16 protein-coding genes are annotated in these 16750 nt (G+C 67.0%); 7 read left to right on the forward strand and 9 right to left on the reverse strand.

What is annotated here, in order from left to right:
• Window positions 1-276: 276 nt before the first annotated feature.
• A complete protein-coding gene (locus SR870_RS20530; protein WP_322515350.1) occupies window positions 277-1257 on the reverse strand; it encodes a Ku protein in 981 nt (326 codons plus the stop codon).
• Window positions 1258-1381: 124 nt separating this feature from the next.
• On the opposite strand from SR870_RS20530, the gene SR870_RS20535 reads away from it, so the two are divergent.
• Both SR870_RS20535 and radC read left to right on the forward strand, forming a co-directional pair.
• Complete coding sequence (locus SR870_RS20535) at window positions 1382-1624, forward strand: hypothetical protein (RefSeq protein WP_322515351.1); 243 nt, start codon at window positions 1382-1384, stop codon at window positions 1622-1624.
• A gap of 98 nt (window positions 1625-1722) precedes the next feature.
• Window positions 1723-2442, forward strand: coding sequence for a RadC family protein (gene radC, locus SR870_RS20540; RefSeq protein WP_322515352.1), 720 nt, complete (start codon window positions 1723-1725; stop codon window positions 2440-2442).
• 212 nt (window positions 2443-2654) lie between these two features.
• Here radC and SR870_RS20545 read toward each other — a convergent pair whose 3' ends face one another.
• The 5 genes from SR870_RS20545 to SR870_RS20565 form a co-directional block, all read right to left on the reverse strand.
• On the reverse strand, window positions 2655-3437 hold the full coding sequence (locus tag SR870_RS20545; protein WP_322515353.1) for a crotonase/enoyl-CoA hydratase family protein: 783 nt from the start codon (window positions 3435-3437) through the stop codon (window positions 2655-2657).
• A 247-nt stretch (window positions 3438-3684) separates the two neighbouring features.
• Window positions 3685-4602 (reverse strand): phosphoribosylaminoimidazolesuccinocarboxamide synthase, encoded by a 918-nt coding sequence (locus SR870_RS20550; RefSeq protein ID WP_322515354.1) that lies wholly within the window; start codon window positions 4600-4602, stop codon window positions 3685-3687.
• A gap of 69 nt (window positions 4603-4671) precedes the next feature.
• Window positions 4672-5589 carry a pirin family protein gene (locus SR870_RS20555; protein ID WP_322515355.1) on the reverse strand — a complete coding sequence of 306 codons (918 nt, stop codon included), beginning with the start codon at window positions 5587-5589 and terminating at the stop codon, window positions 4672-4674.
• Between the two features lie 190 nt (window positions 5590-5779).
• A complete protein-coding gene (locus SR870_RS20560; RefSeq protein ID WP_322515356.1) occupies window positions 5780-7201 on the reverse strand; it encodes a malonyl-CoA decarboxylase in 1422 nt (473 codons plus the stop codon).
• Between the two features lie 180 nt (window positions 7202-7381).
• Window positions 7382-8758 carry an MmgE/PrpD family protein gene (locus SR870_RS20565; RefSeq protein WP_322515357.1) on the reverse strand — a complete coding sequence of 459 codons (1377 nt, stop codon included), beginning with the start codon at window positions 8756-8758 and terminating at the stop codon, window positions 7382-7384.
• A 155-nt stretch (window positions 8759-8913) separates the two neighbouring features.
• Here SR870_RS20565 and SR870_RS20570 point away from each other — a divergent pair, with 155 nt between their 5' ends.
• Entirely contained in the window at window positions 8914-10035 is a 1122-nt protein-coding gene (locus tag SR870_RS20570; RefSeq protein ID WP_322515358.1) for an FUSC family protein, read from the forward strand.
• 6 nt (window positions 10036-10041) lie between these two features.
• On the opposite strand, the gene SR870_RS20575 is transcribed toward SR870_RS20570, so the two are convergent.
• From SR870_RS20575 to SR870_RS20585, 3 genes are read right to left on the reverse strand one after another with little or no spacing between them, the layout of a single operon-like run.
• Window positions 10042-10560 carry a hypothetical protein gene (locus SR870_RS20575; RefSeq protein ID WP_322515359.1) on the reverse strand — a complete coding sequence of 173 codons (519 nt, stop codon included), beginning with the start codon at window positions 10558-10560 and terminating at the stop codon, window positions 10042-10044.
• A gap of 39 nt (window positions 10561-10599) precedes the next feature.
• Window positions 10600-11073, reverse strand: a complete 474-nt coding sequence (locus SR870_RS20580) for a DUF2867 domain-containing protein (RefSeq protein WP_322515360.1) — start codon at window positions 11071-11073, stop codon at window positions 10600-10602.
• A gap of 50 nt (window positions 11074-11123) precedes the next feature.
• Window positions 11124-11585, reverse strand: coding sequence for a DUF2269 family protein (locus SR870_RS20585; protein ID WP_322518331.1), 462 nt, complete (start codon window positions 11583-11585; stop codon window positions 11124-11126).
• A gap of 240 nt (window positions 11586-11825) precedes the next feature.
• On the opposite strand from SR870_RS20585, the gene SR870_RS20590 reads away from it, so the two are divergent.
• The 4 genes from SR870_RS20590 (at window position 11826) to SR870_RS20605 (ending at window position 16716) form a co-directional block, all read left to right on the forward strand.
• Entirely contained in the window at window positions 11826-12143 is a 318-nt protein-coding gene (locus tag SR870_RS20590; RefSeq protein WP_322515361.1) for a YARHG domain-containing protein, read from the forward strand.
• 234 nt (window positions 12144-12377) lie between these two features.
• Window positions 12378-13556 carry a PHB depolymerase family esterase gene (locus SR870_RS20595; protein WP_322515362.1) on the forward strand — a complete coding sequence of 393 codons (1179 nt, stop codon included), beginning with the start codon at window positions 12378-12380 and terminating at the stop codon, window positions 13554-13556.
• 131 nt (window positions 13557-13687) lie between these two features.
• Window positions 13688-16171 carry a PAS domain-containing protein gene (locus tag SR870_RS20600; RefSeq protein ID WP_322515363.1) on the forward strand — a complete coding sequence of 828 codons (2484 nt, stop codon included), beginning with the start codon at window positions 13688-13690 and terminating at the stop codon, window positions 16169-16171.
• Window positions 16172-16296: 125 nt separating this feature from the next.
• Window positions 16297-16716: a DUF1236 domain-containing protein gene (locus SR870_RS20605; protein WP_322515364.1), complete on the forward strand. Its 420-nt coding sequence runs from the start codon at window positions 16297-16299 to the stop codon at window positions 16714-16716.
• Window positions 16717-16750 lie beyond the last annotated feature (34 nt).

The raw sequence follows: 16750 nt of genomic DNA on the forward strand, positions 1-16750 counted from the left end.
CGACGATCCGGCAGCATTGTACGCTTTACTCAAGTACCTAGGACTAGGGCTGCCTCGTTAACGAACTCTATATGCCGCCCTGCCTTCAGGGCGGCGGCTCGCTCTCTCGGGATGTCGTCAGCGCCACCTTCAGGTCCAGGCTCTTGGCGCTGATTTGAGAATCGGCTGTGGCCGGCCTGAACGCCCGCTTCACGGAAACAGAACGCGCCACATCAGGAGTCGAGGGCGCCGGTCCGATCCCATCAGGCCCGAATGGGTCTCGCGCGCCCGAACGCGTCACCCCGCCTTGCGGGCCTTGCCACCGGCTGTGCTGCGGGCGGGCTTCTTGGCCTTGCCGGCCTCGTCCTTCGCGGCGGCCGTCCTGGCACCGCTGATCGGCAGCAGCATTTCCTTCTGGCCCGGCGCGGTCTTGCGCTTCTTCGCCTTGGCCGGTTTGGCCGCGAGCTTCTCGGCCGGCGCGGCCTTCGCCGCAGGCTCGGCTTTGGCATTGCCGAGGCTCTTGCGCAGGGCGTCCATCAGGTCGACGACGTTGTCGCCGCGCGGGCGCGCCTTGGCGGCGAGCGGCTGGCCGCTGACCTTCTTGTTGATCAGCTCGGTCAGCGCCGCTTCGTAGTGGTCCTCGAACTTGTCCGGCTCGAAATGGCCGGACTTCTGCTCGACGATGTGCCGGGCGAGATCGAGCATGTCCTTGGTGATCTTGACGTCCTGGATGTCGTCGAAATAGTCCGCGGCGTCGCGGACTTCATACGGATAGCGCAGCAGCATGCCCATCAGGCCGTTGTCGCGGGCTTCCAGCGCAATGACGTGCTCGCGGTTGGTCAGCACCACGCGGGCCAATGCGACGCGGTCCATCGACCGGATGGTCTCGCGGATCACCGCATAGGCGTCGTGGCCGACCTTGCCGTCGGGGACGATGTAGTACGGCCGCACCAGATACAGATCGTCGATCTCGGCTTTCGGGACGAACTGATCGATCTCGATCGTCCTGGTCGACTCCAGCGCGATAGCGTCGAGCTCGTCTTTGGTGATCTCGATGTAGCTGTCGGTATCGACCTTGTAGCCCTTCATGATGTCGTCGGAGGCGACCTCCTCGCCGGTGTCGGCGTCGACCTTCATGTATTTGATGCGATGGCCGGTGTTGCGGTTGATCTGGTTGAAGCTGATCTTCTCGGCGTCCGACGTGGCCGGAAACAGCGCCACCGGACAGGTCACCAGCGATAGCCGCAAAAAGCCTTTCCAATTGGCGCGGGGGGCCATTGACGCATACTCCACTGACGCAGGACACTACGCGGAACCGAACAAGCCGGACTCAAGCGCAGGGACTCGGATTCGTTCCCTGCTACTCCTATATTGCCGGTAGTAGCGTAGCGGAGTTTGAAGGATGGTCAATCGCCAGCACGACCGGCCCCGCGATCTGGCGGAGCGGATGGCGCGGCGCAGCAAGCCGGCCGACGGCTTCCTGCGCGAGACTTTTGTCCTGCCGCGACCTGCCGCACGCGCCAGGGCGCGGGAGTTTCTCGAGGCGTGGCCGAAGGCGGCCTATATGAGCGGCGTCGAGAGCTGGCGCGAACTGCCGGGCGACACCATCGAATTCACGATGCGGCGGCTGCCGACGGCTGACTGAGCGGAAGAGCTGCGCCCGTTTGGGACATCGGTCAATTGCGGGTTGCAAAAGGCGCTGCGCACGGCATGGTTGAGGCGATCAGCAACGCGGCGCGACCGATGCCAGCAGACAGCAGCGAGCGACTGGAGCAGCCGGGCTTCGCCGAGGCGCCGCATTATCACGGCCATCGCGAGCGGCTGCGCGAGCGGTTTCGCGACGCCGGCGCCGATGCGCTCAGCGACTACGAGCTGCTGGAGCTGGTGCTGTTCCGCGCGCTGCCGCGCCGCGACGTCAAGCCGCTGGCGAAGGCGCTGATCGCCCGGTTCGGCTCGTTCGCCGAGACGATGCACGCGCCCGAGGCGCGGCTGCGCGAAGTCTCCGGCCTCGGCGAAGCCGCGATCACCGAAATCAAGCTGGTCGCGGCGGCGGCGGCGCGGGTCACCAAGGGGCAGGTGAAGAGCCGCACCGTGCTGTCGTCATGGTCGGCGGTGATCGATTACTGCCGCACCACGATGGCGTTCGCCGACAAGGAGCAGTTCCGCATCCTGTTTCTCGACAAGCGCAACCAGCTGATCGCCGACGAATTGCAGCAGGTCGGCACCGTCGATCACACCCCGGTCTATCCGCGCGAGATCGTCAAGCGCGCCCTCGAACTGTCGGCCACCGCGGTGATCATGGTGCACAACCACCCCTCCGGCGACCCGACGCCGTCGCAGGCCGACATCCAGATGACCAGGACCATCATGGCGATCGCCGAACCGCTCGGCGTCGCCGTGCACGACCACATCATCGTCGGCAAGAACGGCCATGCGAGTCTGAAGGGGCTGAAGCTGTTTTGAAGTCGCCGATTTCATTCCGGTCGCAGCTGCTCCGTAGACTGCGCTGCTACACGGATTGAATCGTCATCCTGAGGTGCATGCCCGTTTGGGCATGCCTCGAAGGATGCGGCGTCAAGCGCGGTGCCCGCGGCTCATCCTTCGAGGCGCGCAAGGGCGCGCACCTCAGGATGACGGGGTGAGCGTGGCGAGGCGGCTTCGATGACTTCGCCCGCTCAGAACTTGCCGTGCCGGCCTTCGCCCTGGGTGAAACGTTCGGCGCCGGACAGGGTTTCGCCGGAGGCGATCACCTTCAGGCCGCCGCGCATTTCGTTCATGATGGCGTCTTCTTCGGCGAGGTCCCATTGCTGCAGCGCCGACAGCCGGTCGGCGCGCATACAGGTCTGCGGGAATTGCGCGATCTCCTTGGCGAGCATGATCGCCTGCAGCGCCGCCTCGCCGCGGTGGACCAAGCGGTTGGCGAGGCCCATCCGCTGCGCCTCGATGCCGGAGACCGGGCGGCCGGTGAGGATCATGTCCATCGCCTGCGAATGGCCGATCAGCCGCGGCAGCCGGATGGTGCCGAGATCGATCAGCGGCACGCCGAAACGGCGGCAGAACACCCCGAAAGTCGCATCCTCGGCGGCGACCCGCATGTCGGCCCACAGCGCCAGTTCGAGTCCGCCGGCGACCGCATAGCCTTCGATCGCGGCGATGACCGGCTTTCCCAGCCGGAGCCGGCTCGGCCCCATCGGGGCGATGCTGTTGTGCCCGGCGATCTCGCGCTTCTTCTCGATGTCGCCCGCCGCCACGGCCTTGAGGTCGGCGCCGGCGCAGAAAGTGCCGCCGCTCCCGGTGAACACCGCGACCGACGAGGCGTCGTCGGCGTCGAAAGCGAGAAAAGCGTCGTAGAGTTTTCGCGCGGTGGCGCCGTCGACGGCGTTGCGGCGCTCGGGACGGTTGATCGTCACGATGGTCACCGGGCCGTCGCGCTCGATCAGTACCGTGTTCTGGGGCATCGGAAACTCCATCGTCTTGCGAGGTCAGGGGCGGATATCAGCTGCGGCTCGGCAGCCAGCGTTGATCATTGTAAAAGGCAGCCCCCTCGGTTGTCATTCCGGGATGGGCCCGCAGGGCGCAGGCCCGGAATCCATATTCCCAGTGCTGATGGTGATGCACTTGTGTCGAGCCGTCGTGCCTGGCCGCGACGCCAGGGGGTATGGATCCCGGGCTCGCGCTTCGCGCGCCCCGGGATGACCGAAGCTGTTACTTCACCACCAGATCAGTCCCCGTCAACCGGCGGTAGGCGTCGAGATAGCGCTTCGAAGTGGCGTCGACCACCTCGTCGGGCAGTTTCGGCGGCGGCGCTTCGCCGTTCCAGCGGCCGGCGCGGCGCTCGGCGTCGAGATAGTCGCGCAGCGGCTGCTTGTCGAAAGAGGGCTGCGGCCGGCCGGGCTGATAGGCGTCGGCGGCCCAGAACCGCGACGAATCCGGCGTCATCACCTCGTCGATCAGGATGATGCGGCCATTGGCGTCGCGGCCGAATTCGAATTTGGTGTCGGCGATGATGATGCCCTGCTCGCGGGCGATGGCCTCGCCCTGGGTGTAGACCGCCCGCGTCATGCTCTCGAGCGTGTAGGCGTCTTCGTCGCCGACGATCTCGCGCATCCGCGCGATGGTGATGTTCTCGTCATGGCCGGTCTCGGCCTTGGTGGCCGGCGAGAAGATCGGCGAGGGAAGCTGCTCGCTTTCCTGCAGGCCTTCGGGCAGCGCCTCGCCGGCCAGCGTGCCGGAGGCAACGTATTCCTTCCAGGCCGAGCCGGTGATGTAGCCGCGGATGACGCATTCGACCGGAAACACCGTGGTGCGGCGACACAGCATCGTCCGGCCGGCGAGGGTCGCGCGATGATCCTGCAGCGCCGGCACGGCGTCGACGATCTCGGCGGTGTCGGCGCTGATCATGTGGTGCGGCACCACGCCGCCGAGCTGGTCGAACCACCAGGCGCTGATCTGGGTCAGCACCGCGCCCTTCATCGGGATGGTCTCGGCCATCACCACGTCGAAGGCGCTGATCCGGTCGGTGGCGACCAGCAGCAGCCGGTCGGCGTCGACGGCGTAGATGTCGCGCACCTTGCCGCGGCCGATCTTTTCCAGCGGCAGGTCGCTCGAGAGCATCGTGGTCATGGGCGGTCTTTCAGGCAGCAGGCGTCCGCCGGCGGGCCGGCGGCGCGGAACACAGAAGCGGGGAGTGTATCATTCCGGCAGCGGAATGAACTCGCTCTCGTTCGGAACGGCGGCGAAACGGCCGGTTTTCCAGTCCTGTTTGGCCTGTTCGATGCGCTCTTTGCTCGACGAGACGAAATTCCACCAGATATGGCGCGGTCCCTCCAGCGCGTCGCCGCCGAGAAACATCATCCTTGTGTCGGTGACGATCCGGACGGTGATGCGGTCGCCGGGACGGAAGATCAGCAGCCGCGGACCAACGTGGCGGTCGCCGGCGATCTCGATCTCGCCGTCGACGAGGTAGATCGCGCGCTCCTCGTGGTCGGGATCGAGCGGCACGGCGGTGCCGGCGCGGGCGTTGACCTCGGCGTAGAACCACGGTGACACCATCGTCACCGGCGACGTCTTGCCGAAAGCGGATCCGGCGATCACCCGCGCGGTGAAGCCGGTGTCCTCGGCGGTCGGCAGCGTCGCCGCGGCGAAGTGCTGGAACGACGGCGCGATCTCTTCCGATCCCGCAGGCAGCGCGATCCAGCTCTGCAGGCCGAGCATCGACTGGCCGTCGCGGCGCTCCACGTCGGGCGTGCGCTCGGAATGCGCGATGCCGCGGCCGGCGGTCATCAGGTTCATCGCGCCGGGCGCGATTTCCTGAATATTGCCCTCGCTGTCGCGATGCATGATCTTGCCGTCGAACAGATAGGTGACGGTGGCCAGCCCGATATGCGGATGCGGCCGCACGTCCATGCCCTTGCCGGCGATGAACTGCACCGGGCCGAAATGATCGAAGAAAATGAACGGCCCGACCATCTGCCGCTTGCCGTGCGGCAGCGCGCGGCGCACCGCGAAGCCGTCGCCGAGATCGCGGGTGCGCGGCACGATGATCAGTTCGAGCGCGTCGCAGGTCTTCGGGTCGCCGAGCTCCGGATCGATCGTGGGCATCCAGCTCATGTCGGACCTCTTTCTCGCTCCAGCCGGCGCGGCGCGCGGCTCGGTCAACTTGGTACCCGTCATGGCCGGGCTTGTCCCGGCCATCCACGCCTTCAGCGTATCGCCTGAAGCAAGGCGTGGATGCCCGGGACAAGCCCGGGCATGACGGTGTTTGTTACGACGTTTGCCCGCATCACTGAGTCCGCGGCCCTCACGCCGGCGGTGCGATCGCCAGCGCGCCGTTGCTCTTGCCGTTGGCCTTGCGCGGCTCGCTCGTCACCGGCTTCGACGGCAACTGCTTGCGCACCGCCGATGCCGCGGCGACCTGGCCGCGCTCGACGAAGGCTTCGTGATTGTTCTCGATCTCGTCGAGCGCATAGAGATAGTTCACCATCAGCCCATGGGATTGCCGCATCCCGTTCGGCGAGCGGTCGCCGAGGAAATTGAGGCTCTCCAGCCGCGCGCCGTTGCCGAGGTGGAACCGCGCCACCGGATCGAGCGGCTGGCCGCGCGGATTCTTCGCCTGCAGGAAGTACGCGGCGGCGAGCGGCAGCAGCAGCGGCCTGATGTGTTCGGCGACCTCGCGATCCTCTTGCCAGTCCGGGGTCTCCAGCACCGCGAGTTCGGCGCGGGCGGAGGCATCGAGCAGTGCCGACTCCTCGTTGGCGCGCTCCTGCTTCAGCCATTTGGCGAAACCCGGCACCGGAGACAGCGTGACGAAGCTCTGCACGTTGGGCAGCTCGCGCTTGATCTCCTCGACCACCTGCTTGATCAGGAAATTGCCGAATGAAATCCCGGCGAGGCCCTTCTGGGTGTTGGAGATCGAATAGAACACCGCGGTGGTGGCGGCCTTCGCGGCGATCGGTTCGCGGTCGAGATCCAGCAGCGGCGCGATCGCCGCCGGCCGGTCCAGCGTCAGCGCCACCTCGACGAAGATCAGCGGCTCGTCGACGAGTTGCGGATGAAAGAAGCCGTAGCAGCGCCGGTCCGCCGGAGCGAGCCGTGCGCGCAGATCGTCCCAATTGTGGATGGCGTGGACCTGCTCGTAGCGGATGATCTTCTCGAGAATGTTGGCCGGCGTATTCCAGTCGATCCGTTGCAGCACCAGAAAGCCCCTGTTGAACCACGAGGTGAACAGGTGCACGAAATCGTCGTCGACATTCTTGAGTTGCGGATGCTCGCGCAGATGCGCCAGCACCGCCTCGCGCATCCGCACCAGCGACGCGGTGCCGCCCGGCGCGAGGTTGAGCCGGCGGATCAGCTCCTGCCGGCGCGGCTCGGCGGCCTTGAGGAGTTGCGAGGCGGCATCCGGCGAAGCGCCGCTGACATGGAAGGTTTCGACCGCTGCCGTGAGCTGCGCGAGGTCGGGCCCGAATTGTTCTGCGAGCGCATCGAGAAAACCGATTTGATCCTCTTCCGTGGCCCCGTCGTAGCCGGACAGTAATGCGCTCGCCATCGCGACGCCGGTGGCCTCGCCGCGGCGCGACAGCAGCGTCTCGCCCAGCGAGATCAGTTCGTCCTTGCTCTTGGGCTGGTCGCTGCTCGACTTGAACAGGCTGCGACCGCGCTCGGTGAGGCTGGTGAACAGACCGCCGAGAAATTCCGACGCGCGATCGACGGTCGCTTGCGGCATGCAGTTCTCCCCCTGATTCCGATTGGACATGTCGCGAACAAGACGCGTTCTCAGCCGAAATCATAGAGATTCCAGGCGACGGCTTCTAGACGCTTCACGCCGCCGATGGTTTCGCCACGGCTTCGTGATCGGCGCCCCGCGCTCGCTGGCGCACGTCCCCGATGCGACGACGTCAGCGCCTCATGCGGCGGGTCGACGTGCCAATCCGGTGGCTTCCGCGACGTGGGCGAACCGCTCCAGCGTCATGATCGCGTCGGCGAATGGCTGCGCGCCGCCGTCGAGCACCGGGCGGGCGAGCTGCAGGAATTTCTGCGCCATCGCCTGGTCGGTCGGAAACGAATTCGGCTCGCCGGAGGGATCGGCATAGATCCGCTCGTGGACGCCGTCGTCGGTGGTGATCGCCACGCGCGCGCCGAACGGATGGGTCTTGCCTTCGAGCCGGGAGTCCTGAACCACGTCGAATTTGTCCGCGAGCGCGTCGATCGCCGGATCGCCGAGCCGCTTGTAGTCGTCCCAGCCGAAGCTGCCCTGCTCGAGCGCCAGCGCGCCGGTGAAGAACATCGAGAACTGGCCGCCGACGATCGACGACGGATGCCGCTTGGTGGCGGCATCGCCGGTCAGCGTGATGCCGTTGCGATGCAGGCCGATTTCGACGCGCTTGACCTGGTCCGGCGTCAGATTGTGCTCGCGCCGCATCGCGATCAGCGCATCGATCGCGGCGTGGGTGTAGCGGCAGCTCGGATACGGCTTCACGCCGATCTTCATGGTCTCGTAGACGCGGCCGAGATCGGCGACGGCTTTGTCATGATGCGGCGTGTCGGTGTAGCCGACCAGCAGACCGTGGATGCCTTCGACCGATTCGGTCGCGCCGATGAAATCGTTCTTCGCCAGCGTCGCGGCGATGACGCCGTTCATCGCCGCAGCCCCGACCTGATAGCGCTTGTTCCAGGCGCCGTTGACGAGGAATTGCAGCGAGCCCGCCGCCTGACTGCCGGAGACGCCGAACGCCGAGACGATCTGCTGTTCGGAAAGGCCGAACAGTTTCGCCGCAGCGGCGGCGGCCCCGTAGGTGCCGGCGGTGGCGGTGGGGTGAAAGCCGCGGGCGTAATGCGAGGTCGGGTCGAGCGCATTGCCGAGCCGGCAGCACACTTCATAGCCGGCGACGATCGCGGTCAGCACGTCGCGGCCCGAGGCGCCGACCAGTTCGCCGACCGCGAAGGCGGCGGGCACCACCGGCGCCGACGGATGCAGCGAGGAATCGGCGTGGGTATCGTCGAAATCCAGCGAATGGCCGAGCGCGCCGTTGAGCAGCGCCGCCACCGCCGGGGTCCAGCGCTTGCCGTCGCCGAACACGGTCGCCGCTCCGTCGCCGTCCAGCGACAATGCCCGCAGCATCGCCAGCAGCGCCGGCGTCGATTCGGCCTCGCGGCGGGCGCGGATCGCGCTGCCGAGGAAATCGAGGGTCAGCACCTTGGCCCGCGCCAGCACGTCCTGCGGAATGTCGTCGAATTGCAGCGCGGCGACATAGCCTGCGAGCGTGGCGGTTTCGTTGGCCATGATGGCTCCCTTCATTTTGCGCCGCAAATTAGGCGGGGCGCCGGCATCGTTCAAGCCGCCCGACTGCAAAGCGGGGCTGCGGACGGCCTGATTTGCACTGCACGCACTGCTATGCTCATTGGACCGATCCTTGGAAATTTCGCACGACGCACGCCATGAAGCCGTTCTGGTCACGATATCCCGCGCATTGGCGGCCGCGCCGGCCGCAATGGGGGCTGGCGCTCCGCGTCACGCTCGGCGCGCTGCTGGCGCTCGCGGCCGCGCAGGCGCTGCATCTGCGGTTGCCGCTATGGGCGGTGCTGACCGCGATCATCGTCACCCAGCTCAGCGTCGGCCGCTCGGTCAGGATCGCGTTCGACTATCTGGTGGGCACCATCGGCGGCGCGATCTATGGCGGGGCGATCACCATTCTGGTGCCGCATCACAGCGAGCTGGCGCTGCTCGGCGTGCTGGCGCTGGCGGTGGCTCCTCTGGCGCTGCTGGCGGCGGTCAAGCCGAACCTCAACGTCGCCACCGTCACGGCGATCATCGTGCTGCTGGTGCCGACCATGACGCCGGTGGCGCCGCTGGATTCGGCGATCGACCGGGTGCTGGAAGTCGCGGTCGGCTCGCTGTCCGGGCTGCTGGTCTCGTTTCTGGTGCTGCCGTCGCGGGCGCAGTCGCAGGCGCTTGCCGCGGCGGCGCGGGCGCTCGACCTGATGGCGGTGGCGCTCGGCGAATTGCTCGCCGGCCTCACCCGCGGCCTCGACAACGATGCGCTGCACCGGCTTCAGGACGGCATCGGCGCCTCGCTGGTGACGCTCAACGAAATCGGCGACGAGGCCGAGCACGAGCGGGCCACCGGACTGTCGAGCGGGCCGGATATCGCGCCGCTGATCCGCACGCTGCTGCGGCTGCGCCACGATCTGGTGATGGTCGGCCGCGCCGTCGCAGCCCCACTGCCGCGGGCCTTGCAGGACCGGCTCGGCCCGTCGCTGGATGCATTCCGTGCCGCCGCGACGCTGCATCTGGCCGCGAGCGCCTCGGCGTTGCGCGACCGCGGCCCGCCGCCGCCGCTGCGCGCGGTGATTGCGGCGCTCGACGCCTATGCGGCCGAAGTCGGGACCGTGCGCCACGACGGGCTGACGCGCGATCTCTCCGGCGAGCAGGCGGAGCGGTTCTTCGCGCTCGGTTTTGCGATGGAGCAGCTCAGCCAGAATTTCCGTGATCTGGAGATGCGGGTGACGGAATGGGCCCGCCCCGGCGCGGTCGTCGCCGACACGCCGCCGGTCTCCTGAACCCGATCAGCGATTGCGCAAGGCTTCCAGCGCGTTGCGGCTGAGGCGCTCGGGGTCCTGTTCGCCGCGCGAGGCCTGTTCGAGAATGTTGGCGGACAGAAACTGCAGCGCGCTCGACGGCGTCTGCAGCGGCAGCGTCTCGACGCATTGCTCGAGCGCGGCCGACATCGCGGCGACCGTCTGCGGGCTGAACGCCTGCGCATGGGTCTGCTGCGGATCGCCGCTGGCGCCGGGACCGCCACTGCCGGAAGCCGTGGGCGACTGGTTGCCGAGCCGCGACGCCTCGGCCAGCACGCAGAGATGAATCAGCGCGGATTGCGCCAGCGTGGCCTCGTTGGTCTCGCCGGCGCGTGACAAGGCCACGATCCTGGCCGCCAGTTGCTTGCGGTTGGCTTCGGTATCGGCCCGGGAGCCCTCGATCCCGATGAACCGCTCCCACGCGCTGTCGAAGGCGCGCGCCAGCGCGGCCGTCTTCTCGTCGGGGGCGGAGGGTCCGCCGGTCTGATTGATTTCGCCGTCCACCATCGCCAACGGTTGCCTTCACCCGAAGTTCCGTTCCGGCCCTCAGCGCTCGAGCTGGTGCAGCATCGCGCGCACCACCAGGCGGTGGAACGGCATGATGGTCGCCAGATAGATTCGGCCGAGCCAATTGTGGGTCAGAACCAGGGTCGTGGCGATGACGCGGCGTTCGGCCGGGCCGTCCTCCACATCGATCACGACGCGGAAATCGAGATGGTGATCGTCGAAGCCGGCGACGACCCGGTGAGGCGCCTCATCGAGCACCGGAAACACGCCGATGCGGTCGCCCGCGGCCGATCCGCCGGGCGCTGGTGTCTTCAGCCCGAACGGCGTCACGACGAGATTGCGCAGCCGCATCAGCGCGTCGATCCAGCCCGGTCCATGCTCGATCATGCGGGTTGCGGCCTGGCGGGCGTCGAGCGCCCTGCTGCCGATCGGAACGCAATAGGCGTCGATGAACTGGGCGCCGGGCAAGAGCGATTCGCGATCGACGGTCGGTGCGATCTCTGCAACGGACATCAGCGGCTTTCCCGATCGCTACGACGGACGGCCGAATGCCCGGCCGCGGGTCAGAACTTCACCACCATGACGAAGATCGCCGCCACCAGCGGCACGGTGGCGATGATGCCCCACACCAGCCAGGTTCGGGCATCGCGCCAATATTGCTCCGGAATTTCATTGCTCTGCGCAAAGCTGCGGGCGAGCCGCGCCTGCCGGATCTGGATCGGAATCAGGATGCCGAGCCACATCATTCCGGAGATCGCGAACAGGATTTGGCCCGAGACCAGCCAGAACGAGGAGAACAGCGGAATATCCTTGACGATCGCGGCGCCGTAGCCGCCGACCATCACCAGCACGATGCCGATCACGGTGAAGATGAAATCCGACACGGTGACGCCGCGCTGGGCGTGGGCGACGATCTTCGGATCGCGCGTGAGATCGGAGAACGCCTTCCAGAACGCGGTGATGGTGACGTTGCCGACCAGTACGACCACGCCGACGACGTGGAGGAACTTGAAGACGTCGTACATCTGGTCTGACAACTTCCACTCCGCTCCAGGCCTGCCGGTCAGCGGACGGCGCGACCGGGCGCCACCATTCGCGGCGGGCGAGGTTCTGCTCGGGGTTTTCCGGGCGATTGTCAAATCGACATTCGTTGCGCGACACTACGCCCTCTGGCCGATTCTTGTTCCTGATCAAGGATCGCCCGTCGCGGCCGTCGGAGCCTGCCTGCGGCCGCGCGCGGGTCGCCGGTGGAGGAGGGTACGACCATGGGATCTGTTGGAACCGCACCTTGCCGGGCCGGCCTCGCCGGCTGGCCCCGTCTGGTCGCGGGCGCCTGCCTGCTGATCGCCGGCGCCGGGATCGCCGCCTCGTCCGCCAGCGCCCAGAGCTGCCAGGCGCTGTGGGTGGAGCGCAACAGCTATTACAAGGACGCCGGCTATTGCTTCAAGACGCGGCGTGGGATCGGTTATTTCGGCAATCGCGGGTGCTCCTACGACGACGAGCGCGATGTGCCGCTATCGGCCAACGTCCGCGAGCGGATTGCCGAGATCAAGACGCTGGAGCGGCGGTCCGGCTGCGACTGACGGCCGCCGCAGCGAATCAGCAGTGCCGACACCGCTCGGGCCGCGGCGGGTTCTGCCCGCGCCGAGGTCGAATATACCTGCAAAAACAAACGGCCGTCACCTTGCGGAGATCGGTGGGAACGCAGGCTGCGGGTTTTTGCAATCCGATCGCAGGAACGGAATTCAGGGTTGCCTATTATCTTGCTGCAGCGCAGCATTATATTCTGGTCAGCGGGCTGAGGATCAGGAGTTACCGTGTCTCACAGAAATCCCATCGACTTCCTCGCCCATTTGCGAAAATTCAACAGTCTCAGCGGCTTGCACGCTGTCTCCGGGGCGGCCGAGGCTGCCAGCCCGCTGATCGAGACTGAGCATTTCGGCGACAACCCCGGCAACCTCCGAATGCTGTCGTTCATCCCCGAAGGGCTGACGAAGCGCATCCCGCTGGTGGTCGTGCTGCATGGCTGCACTCAGAATGCGGCCGGTTACGACGTCGGCGCAGGATGGTCGACGCTGGCGCAGCGCTACGGCTTCGCCCTGCTGATGCCCGAGCAGAAGCGGGACAATAACCCCAATCTTTGCTTCAACTGGTTCGTGCCGGACGACATCAAGCGCGGCCACGGCGAAGTCGCGTCGATCTGGCAGATGGTCGAGCGAATGTCGGCTGCCTACCACATCGATCGGGCGCGGATTTTCGTTACCGGGCTGTCCGCCGGCGGCGCGATGACCACGGTGATGCTGGCGACCTATCCGGATGTGTTCGCCGGCGGTGCGGTGATCGCCGGGCTGCCCTATGGAGTCGCCGGCACCGTGCGGCAGGCGCTGAAGGAGATGCGGCATCCATCGCCGCGTTCCGCGCACGAGCTCGGCGATCTGGTGCGCAAGGCGTCGCCGCACAAGGGGCCATGGCCGAAGCTGTCGGTTTGGCACGGCAGCGCCGATCGCACCGTGAGTTCCGCCAATGCGGACGCGTTGGTGAAGCAATGGCTCGATCTGCACGGTCTGCCGGAAACGCCGATGGCGAAGCGCGACGTCGTCGGCTTTCCGCATCGGGTGTGGTGGAACTCGAGCGGCGAGACCACGGTCGAATCCTACACCATCACCGATATGGCGCACGGCACCCCGCTCGGACGCGCCAATGACGAGCACTACGGCGTCGCCGGCGCCTACCTGCTCGAAGCGGGAATTTCGTCATCGTTCCACATCGCCGAATTCTTCGGGCTCACCGGCAGCATTCACCGCCAGAAGTCGGTGATGCCGCCGAAAGCCGAACCGGACAGCGTCATGTCCGCCAAGGACGTCCGGGCAGAGACCTTCAAGCCGCGCGCGGCCGCCGGCGCGCGATCGGGTCAGGAGCCGCCGCGCGGTCGCCGCGGCTTCGACGTCAATGCGGTGATCACCCGCGCGCTGACCGCAGCCGGACTGATGAAGTAATCGCTCGTGGCGAAAGCGGTCGGCGCTGCGGCCTTTCGCGGCGACCGCGGGCGTGCCGGTTTGCGCCCGCAACGGCGGATGTTAGATTGGATGTTCGCCGCAGATCGTCTGTCGCCTACCGCGCGGGTTGAATGCTGGACCTGAAGAGATTGATGACGCCGGATTTCCTCGCCCGCGGCGGCGAGATGGGCGCTCTGATGCGCGCCCATGACTGGACGCATTCGGCGCTCGGGCCGCCGACGACATGGCCGCAAAGCCTCCGCACCGCACTGCGGATCCTGCTCAACAGCAACCACCCGATGTTCATCTGGTGGGGTCCCGATCTGATCCAGTTCTACAACGACGCCTACCGCCAGACGATGGGGCCCGAGCGACATCCCGCCGCGCTCGGGCAGCGCGGCCGCGAGTGCTGGGCGGAGATCTGGGACATCATCGGTCCGCAGATCGAGCAGGTGATGAGCGGCGGCGGATCGACGTGGCACGAGAATCATCTGGTGCCAGTGACACGCTACGGTCGCCGCGAGGAGGTCTACTGGACCTACGGCTTCAGCCCGATCGATCAGGACGATTCGGTCGGCGGCGTGCTGGTGGTGTGCCGTGACGTGACCCGAGACGTGTCGGCATCGATGGCGCTGCGCGAACGCGAGGCCGAGCTGGCGCGCGTGCAGCAGATCGGCCGGATCGGCGGGCTCGAGGTCGATCTGCGGTCCGGCTTCCGCAACCGGCGTTCGCCCGAATATCTCCTGGTCCACGGCTTGCCGCCCGATGCCGCGACCGAAACCCACGAAGACTGGGTCCGGCGGATTCATCCGGAGGATCGCGAGGCGACCGAACGGCAATTCGTCGAGGCGGTGAACGGCGATGCGCGCAACTACGTCGCCCGCTATCGGATCATTCGTCCGAGCGACGGCGAGACGCGCTGGATCTCGGTGCGTGCGGTGATCGAGCGCGACGACAACGGCGTGCCGATCCGGCTGGTCGGCGCGCATATCGACGTCACCGAACAGGTCGAGGCCGAGCAGAAGGCGCAGGCCAGCGAGGAGGCGGCGCGCAGGCTCGCCGCCCAGCTCGCGCAGCTCAACACCACGCTGGCGCAACGCGTCGAGGAAAAAACCCGCGAGCGCGACCGGATCTGGAACGTGTCGCAGGATCTGCTGCTGGTCGCCGACCGCAGCGGCGTCTGGCGTACCGTCAATCCGGCCTGGACCAACACGCTCGGCTGGACCGAGGCCGAGCTGTTGAACAACACGTCGGAATGGATCGAGCATCCGGCCGACGGCGGCATTACACGGGCGCAGCTCGCCGAACTGTGCGCGGGTGCCGGAACGGTGCGCTTCGAAAGCCGGATCCGCGCCAGGGACGGCTCGTATCGCTGGCTGTCCTGGACCGGCGTCTCGGACGCCGACGCATGCTACGCGGTCGCGCGCGACATCACCGCCGACAAGGCGGCGGTGGAGCGCCTCAAGGTCACCGAGGAGGCGCTGCGCCAATCGCAGAAGATGGAAGCGGTCGGCCAACTCACAGGCGGCATCGCCCACGACTTCAACAATCTCTTGACCGGCATCGTCGGCTCGCTCGATCTGATGCGGACCCGGCTCGACCAGGGCCGCACCGAGAACGTCGCCCGCTATATCGACGCCGCGATGATTTCGGCCAATCGTGCAGCCGCACTCACCCACCGGCTGCTCGCGTTCGCGAGGCGTCAGCCATTGGTGCCGAAGCCGGTCGACGCCAATCAGCTCGTCGCCTCGCTCGAGGATCTGCTGCGCCGGACGATCGGCGAGGCGATCGAGCTCGAGATCGCGGCGGCGCCGGATCTGTGGCCGACGCTGTGCGATCCCAACCAGCTCGAAAGCGCGCTGCTCAATCTGGCGATCAACGCCCGCGACGCGATGCCGGACGGCGGCCGGCTGACGATCACCACGCGCAACGCGACGTTCGATGTCGCCGAGATGCCGGCGCTGCTGCCCGGCGACTACGTCTGCCTCACGGTGTCCGACACCGGAGGCGGCATGACCGACGAGGTCGCCGCGCGGGCGTTCGAGCCGTTCTTCACGACCAAGCCTCTCGGTCGCGGCACCGGGCTCGGGCTGTCGATGATCTACGGCTTCGCACAGCAATCGCACGGGCATGCGAGCATCGCCAGTACGCGGTCCGAAGGCACCTCGGTCACGTTGTATCTGCCGCGCGAGCACGGCGATGCGGGCGAGCGGCAGGATACGCCGAAGCGGCCGCGCGCGCGTGCCGCCCGCGGCGAGACCGTGCTGGTGGTCGAGGACGAGGTGGTGGTCCGCGCGGTGATCGTCGAGATGCTGCGGGACCAGGGCTATCGCGTGCTGGAGGCGGCCGACGGTCCGTCCGGACTGGCGATCCTGCAGGGCGACGAGACGATCGACCTGCTGTTGTCGGATATCGGGCTTCCCGGCCTGAACGGACGCCAGCTCGCCGACTATGCGCGCCTCGACCGCCCGGACATCGGCGTGCTGCTGATGACCGGCTACGCCGAAAGCGCCGCGATGACCGACGGCATCCTCGAGGCCGGCATCGAGCTGATCACCAAGCCGTTCGATCACGGCGATCTGCTGGCGCGCGTGCGTGAGATCGTTACCAATTAGTTCCAGGCTGAAGATTCGTTCATCGACGGCGCCCGACGAGAACGGGCCGGCGTAGTCGCGACGATTTGCGGAACTGTTTCGGGCGAGGCGACTTGTCAAGCACCTTCCCAGAATCGGAGCTTACCATGATCAATCGCTTTGTCGGAACCGCTGTTGTCATTCTGGCGCTCGCCGCGCCGGCTGTCGCGAATGCTCAGGGGGTGCCGGGCGGCATCGAGCGCGGAGCGCGCGAGGGCGAGCGCGCCGCGGGTCCGGTCGGTGCAGTGGTGGGCGGCACCATCGGCGGTGTCGTCGGCGGCGTCGCCGGCATCCTCGGTGTGGACGACCGTCCGCGCTTTCGCTCCTATGTGGTCGAGCAGGGCCGCCCCTCTTATTCCTATCGTGACGAAGTTCGCGTCGGCGCCGTGCTGCCGGCCGATGGCGTGACCTATTACGAAGTTCCGGACCGGTTCAATTCGGCGCGCGAATATCGCTACACGGTGGTGAACGGCCGCACCGTTCTGGTCGAGCCGGGCACCCGCCGCATCGTCGAAGTCATCGACTGACACAGCCTGATCCCCGAAATAACGGGCCGCCTTT

Origin of the sequence: Rhodopseudomonas palustris, assembly GCF_034479375.1 — a bacterium.
Classification (GTDB): Bacteria; Pseudomonadota; Alphaproteobacteria; order Rhizobiales; family Xanthobacteraceae; genus Rhodopseudomonas; species Rhodopseudomonas palustris_M.

Excerpts from the sequence above, each read along its gene's own strand:
- SR870_RS20590 (WP_322515361.1), top strand. The coding sequence starts at position 11,826 with ATGGGATCTGTTGGAACCGCACCTTGCCGGGCCGGCCTCGCCGGCTGG.
- SR870_RS20555 (WP_322515355.1), bottom strand. The coding sequence starts at position 5,589 with ATGAGCTGGATGCCCACGATCGATCCGGAGCTCGGCGACCCGAAGACC.
- SR870_RS20605 (WP_322515364.1), top strand. The coding sequence starts at position 16,297 with ATGATCAATCGCTTTGTCGGAACCGCTGTTGTCATTCTGGCGCTCGCC.
- SR870_RS20535 (WP_322515351.1), top strand. The coding sequence starts at position 1,382 with ATGGTCAATCGCCAGCACGACCGGCCCCGCGATCTGGCGGAGCGGATG.
- SR870_RS20530 (WP_322515350.1), bottom strand. The coding sequence starts at position 1,257 with ATGGCCCCCCGCGCCAATTGGAAAGGCTTTTTGCGGCTATCGCTGGTG.
- radC (WP_322515352.1), top strand. The coding sequence starts at position 1,723 with ATGCCAGCAGACAGCAGCGAGCGACTGGAGCAGCCGGGCTTCGCCGAG.
- SR870_RS20565 (WP_322515357.1), bottom strand. The coding sequence starts at position 8,758 with ATGGCCAACGAAACCGCCACGCTCGCAGGCTATGTCGCCGCGCTGCAA.
- SR870_RS20550 (WP_322515354.1), bottom strand. The coding sequence starts at position 4,602 with ATGACCACGATGCTCTCGAGCGACCTGCCGCTGGAAAAGATCGGCCGC.
- SR870_RS20575 (WP_322515359.1), bottom strand. The coding sequence starts at position 10,560 with ATGGTGGACGGCGAAATCAATCAGACCGGCGGACCCTCCGCCCCCGAC.
- SR870_RS20545 (WP_322515353.1), bottom strand. The coding sequence starts at position 3,437 with ATGCCCCAGAACACGGTACTGATCGAGCGCGACGGCCCGGTGACCATC.
- SR870_RS20560 (WP_322515356.1), bottom strand. The coding sequence starts at position 7,201 with ATGCCGCAAGCGACCGTCGATCGCGCGTCGGAATTTCTCGGCGGTCTG.
- SR870_RS20570 (WP_322515358.1), top strand. The coding sequence starts at position 8,914 with ATGAAGCCGTTCTGGTCACGATATCCCGCGCATTGGCGGCCGCGCCGG.
- SR870_RS20580 (WP_322515360.1), bottom strand. The coding sequence starts at position 11,073 with ATGTCCGTTGCAGAGATCGCACCGACCGTCGATCGCGAATCGCTCTTG.
- SR870_RS20585 (WP_322518331.1), bottom strand. The coding sequence starts at position 11,585 with ATGTACGACGTCTTCAAGTTCCTCCACGTCGTCGGCGTGGTCGTACTG.
- SR870_RS20600 (WP_322515363.1), top strand. The coding sequence starts at position 13,688 with ATGCTGGACCTGAAGAGATTGATGACGCCGGATTTCCTCGCCCGCGGC.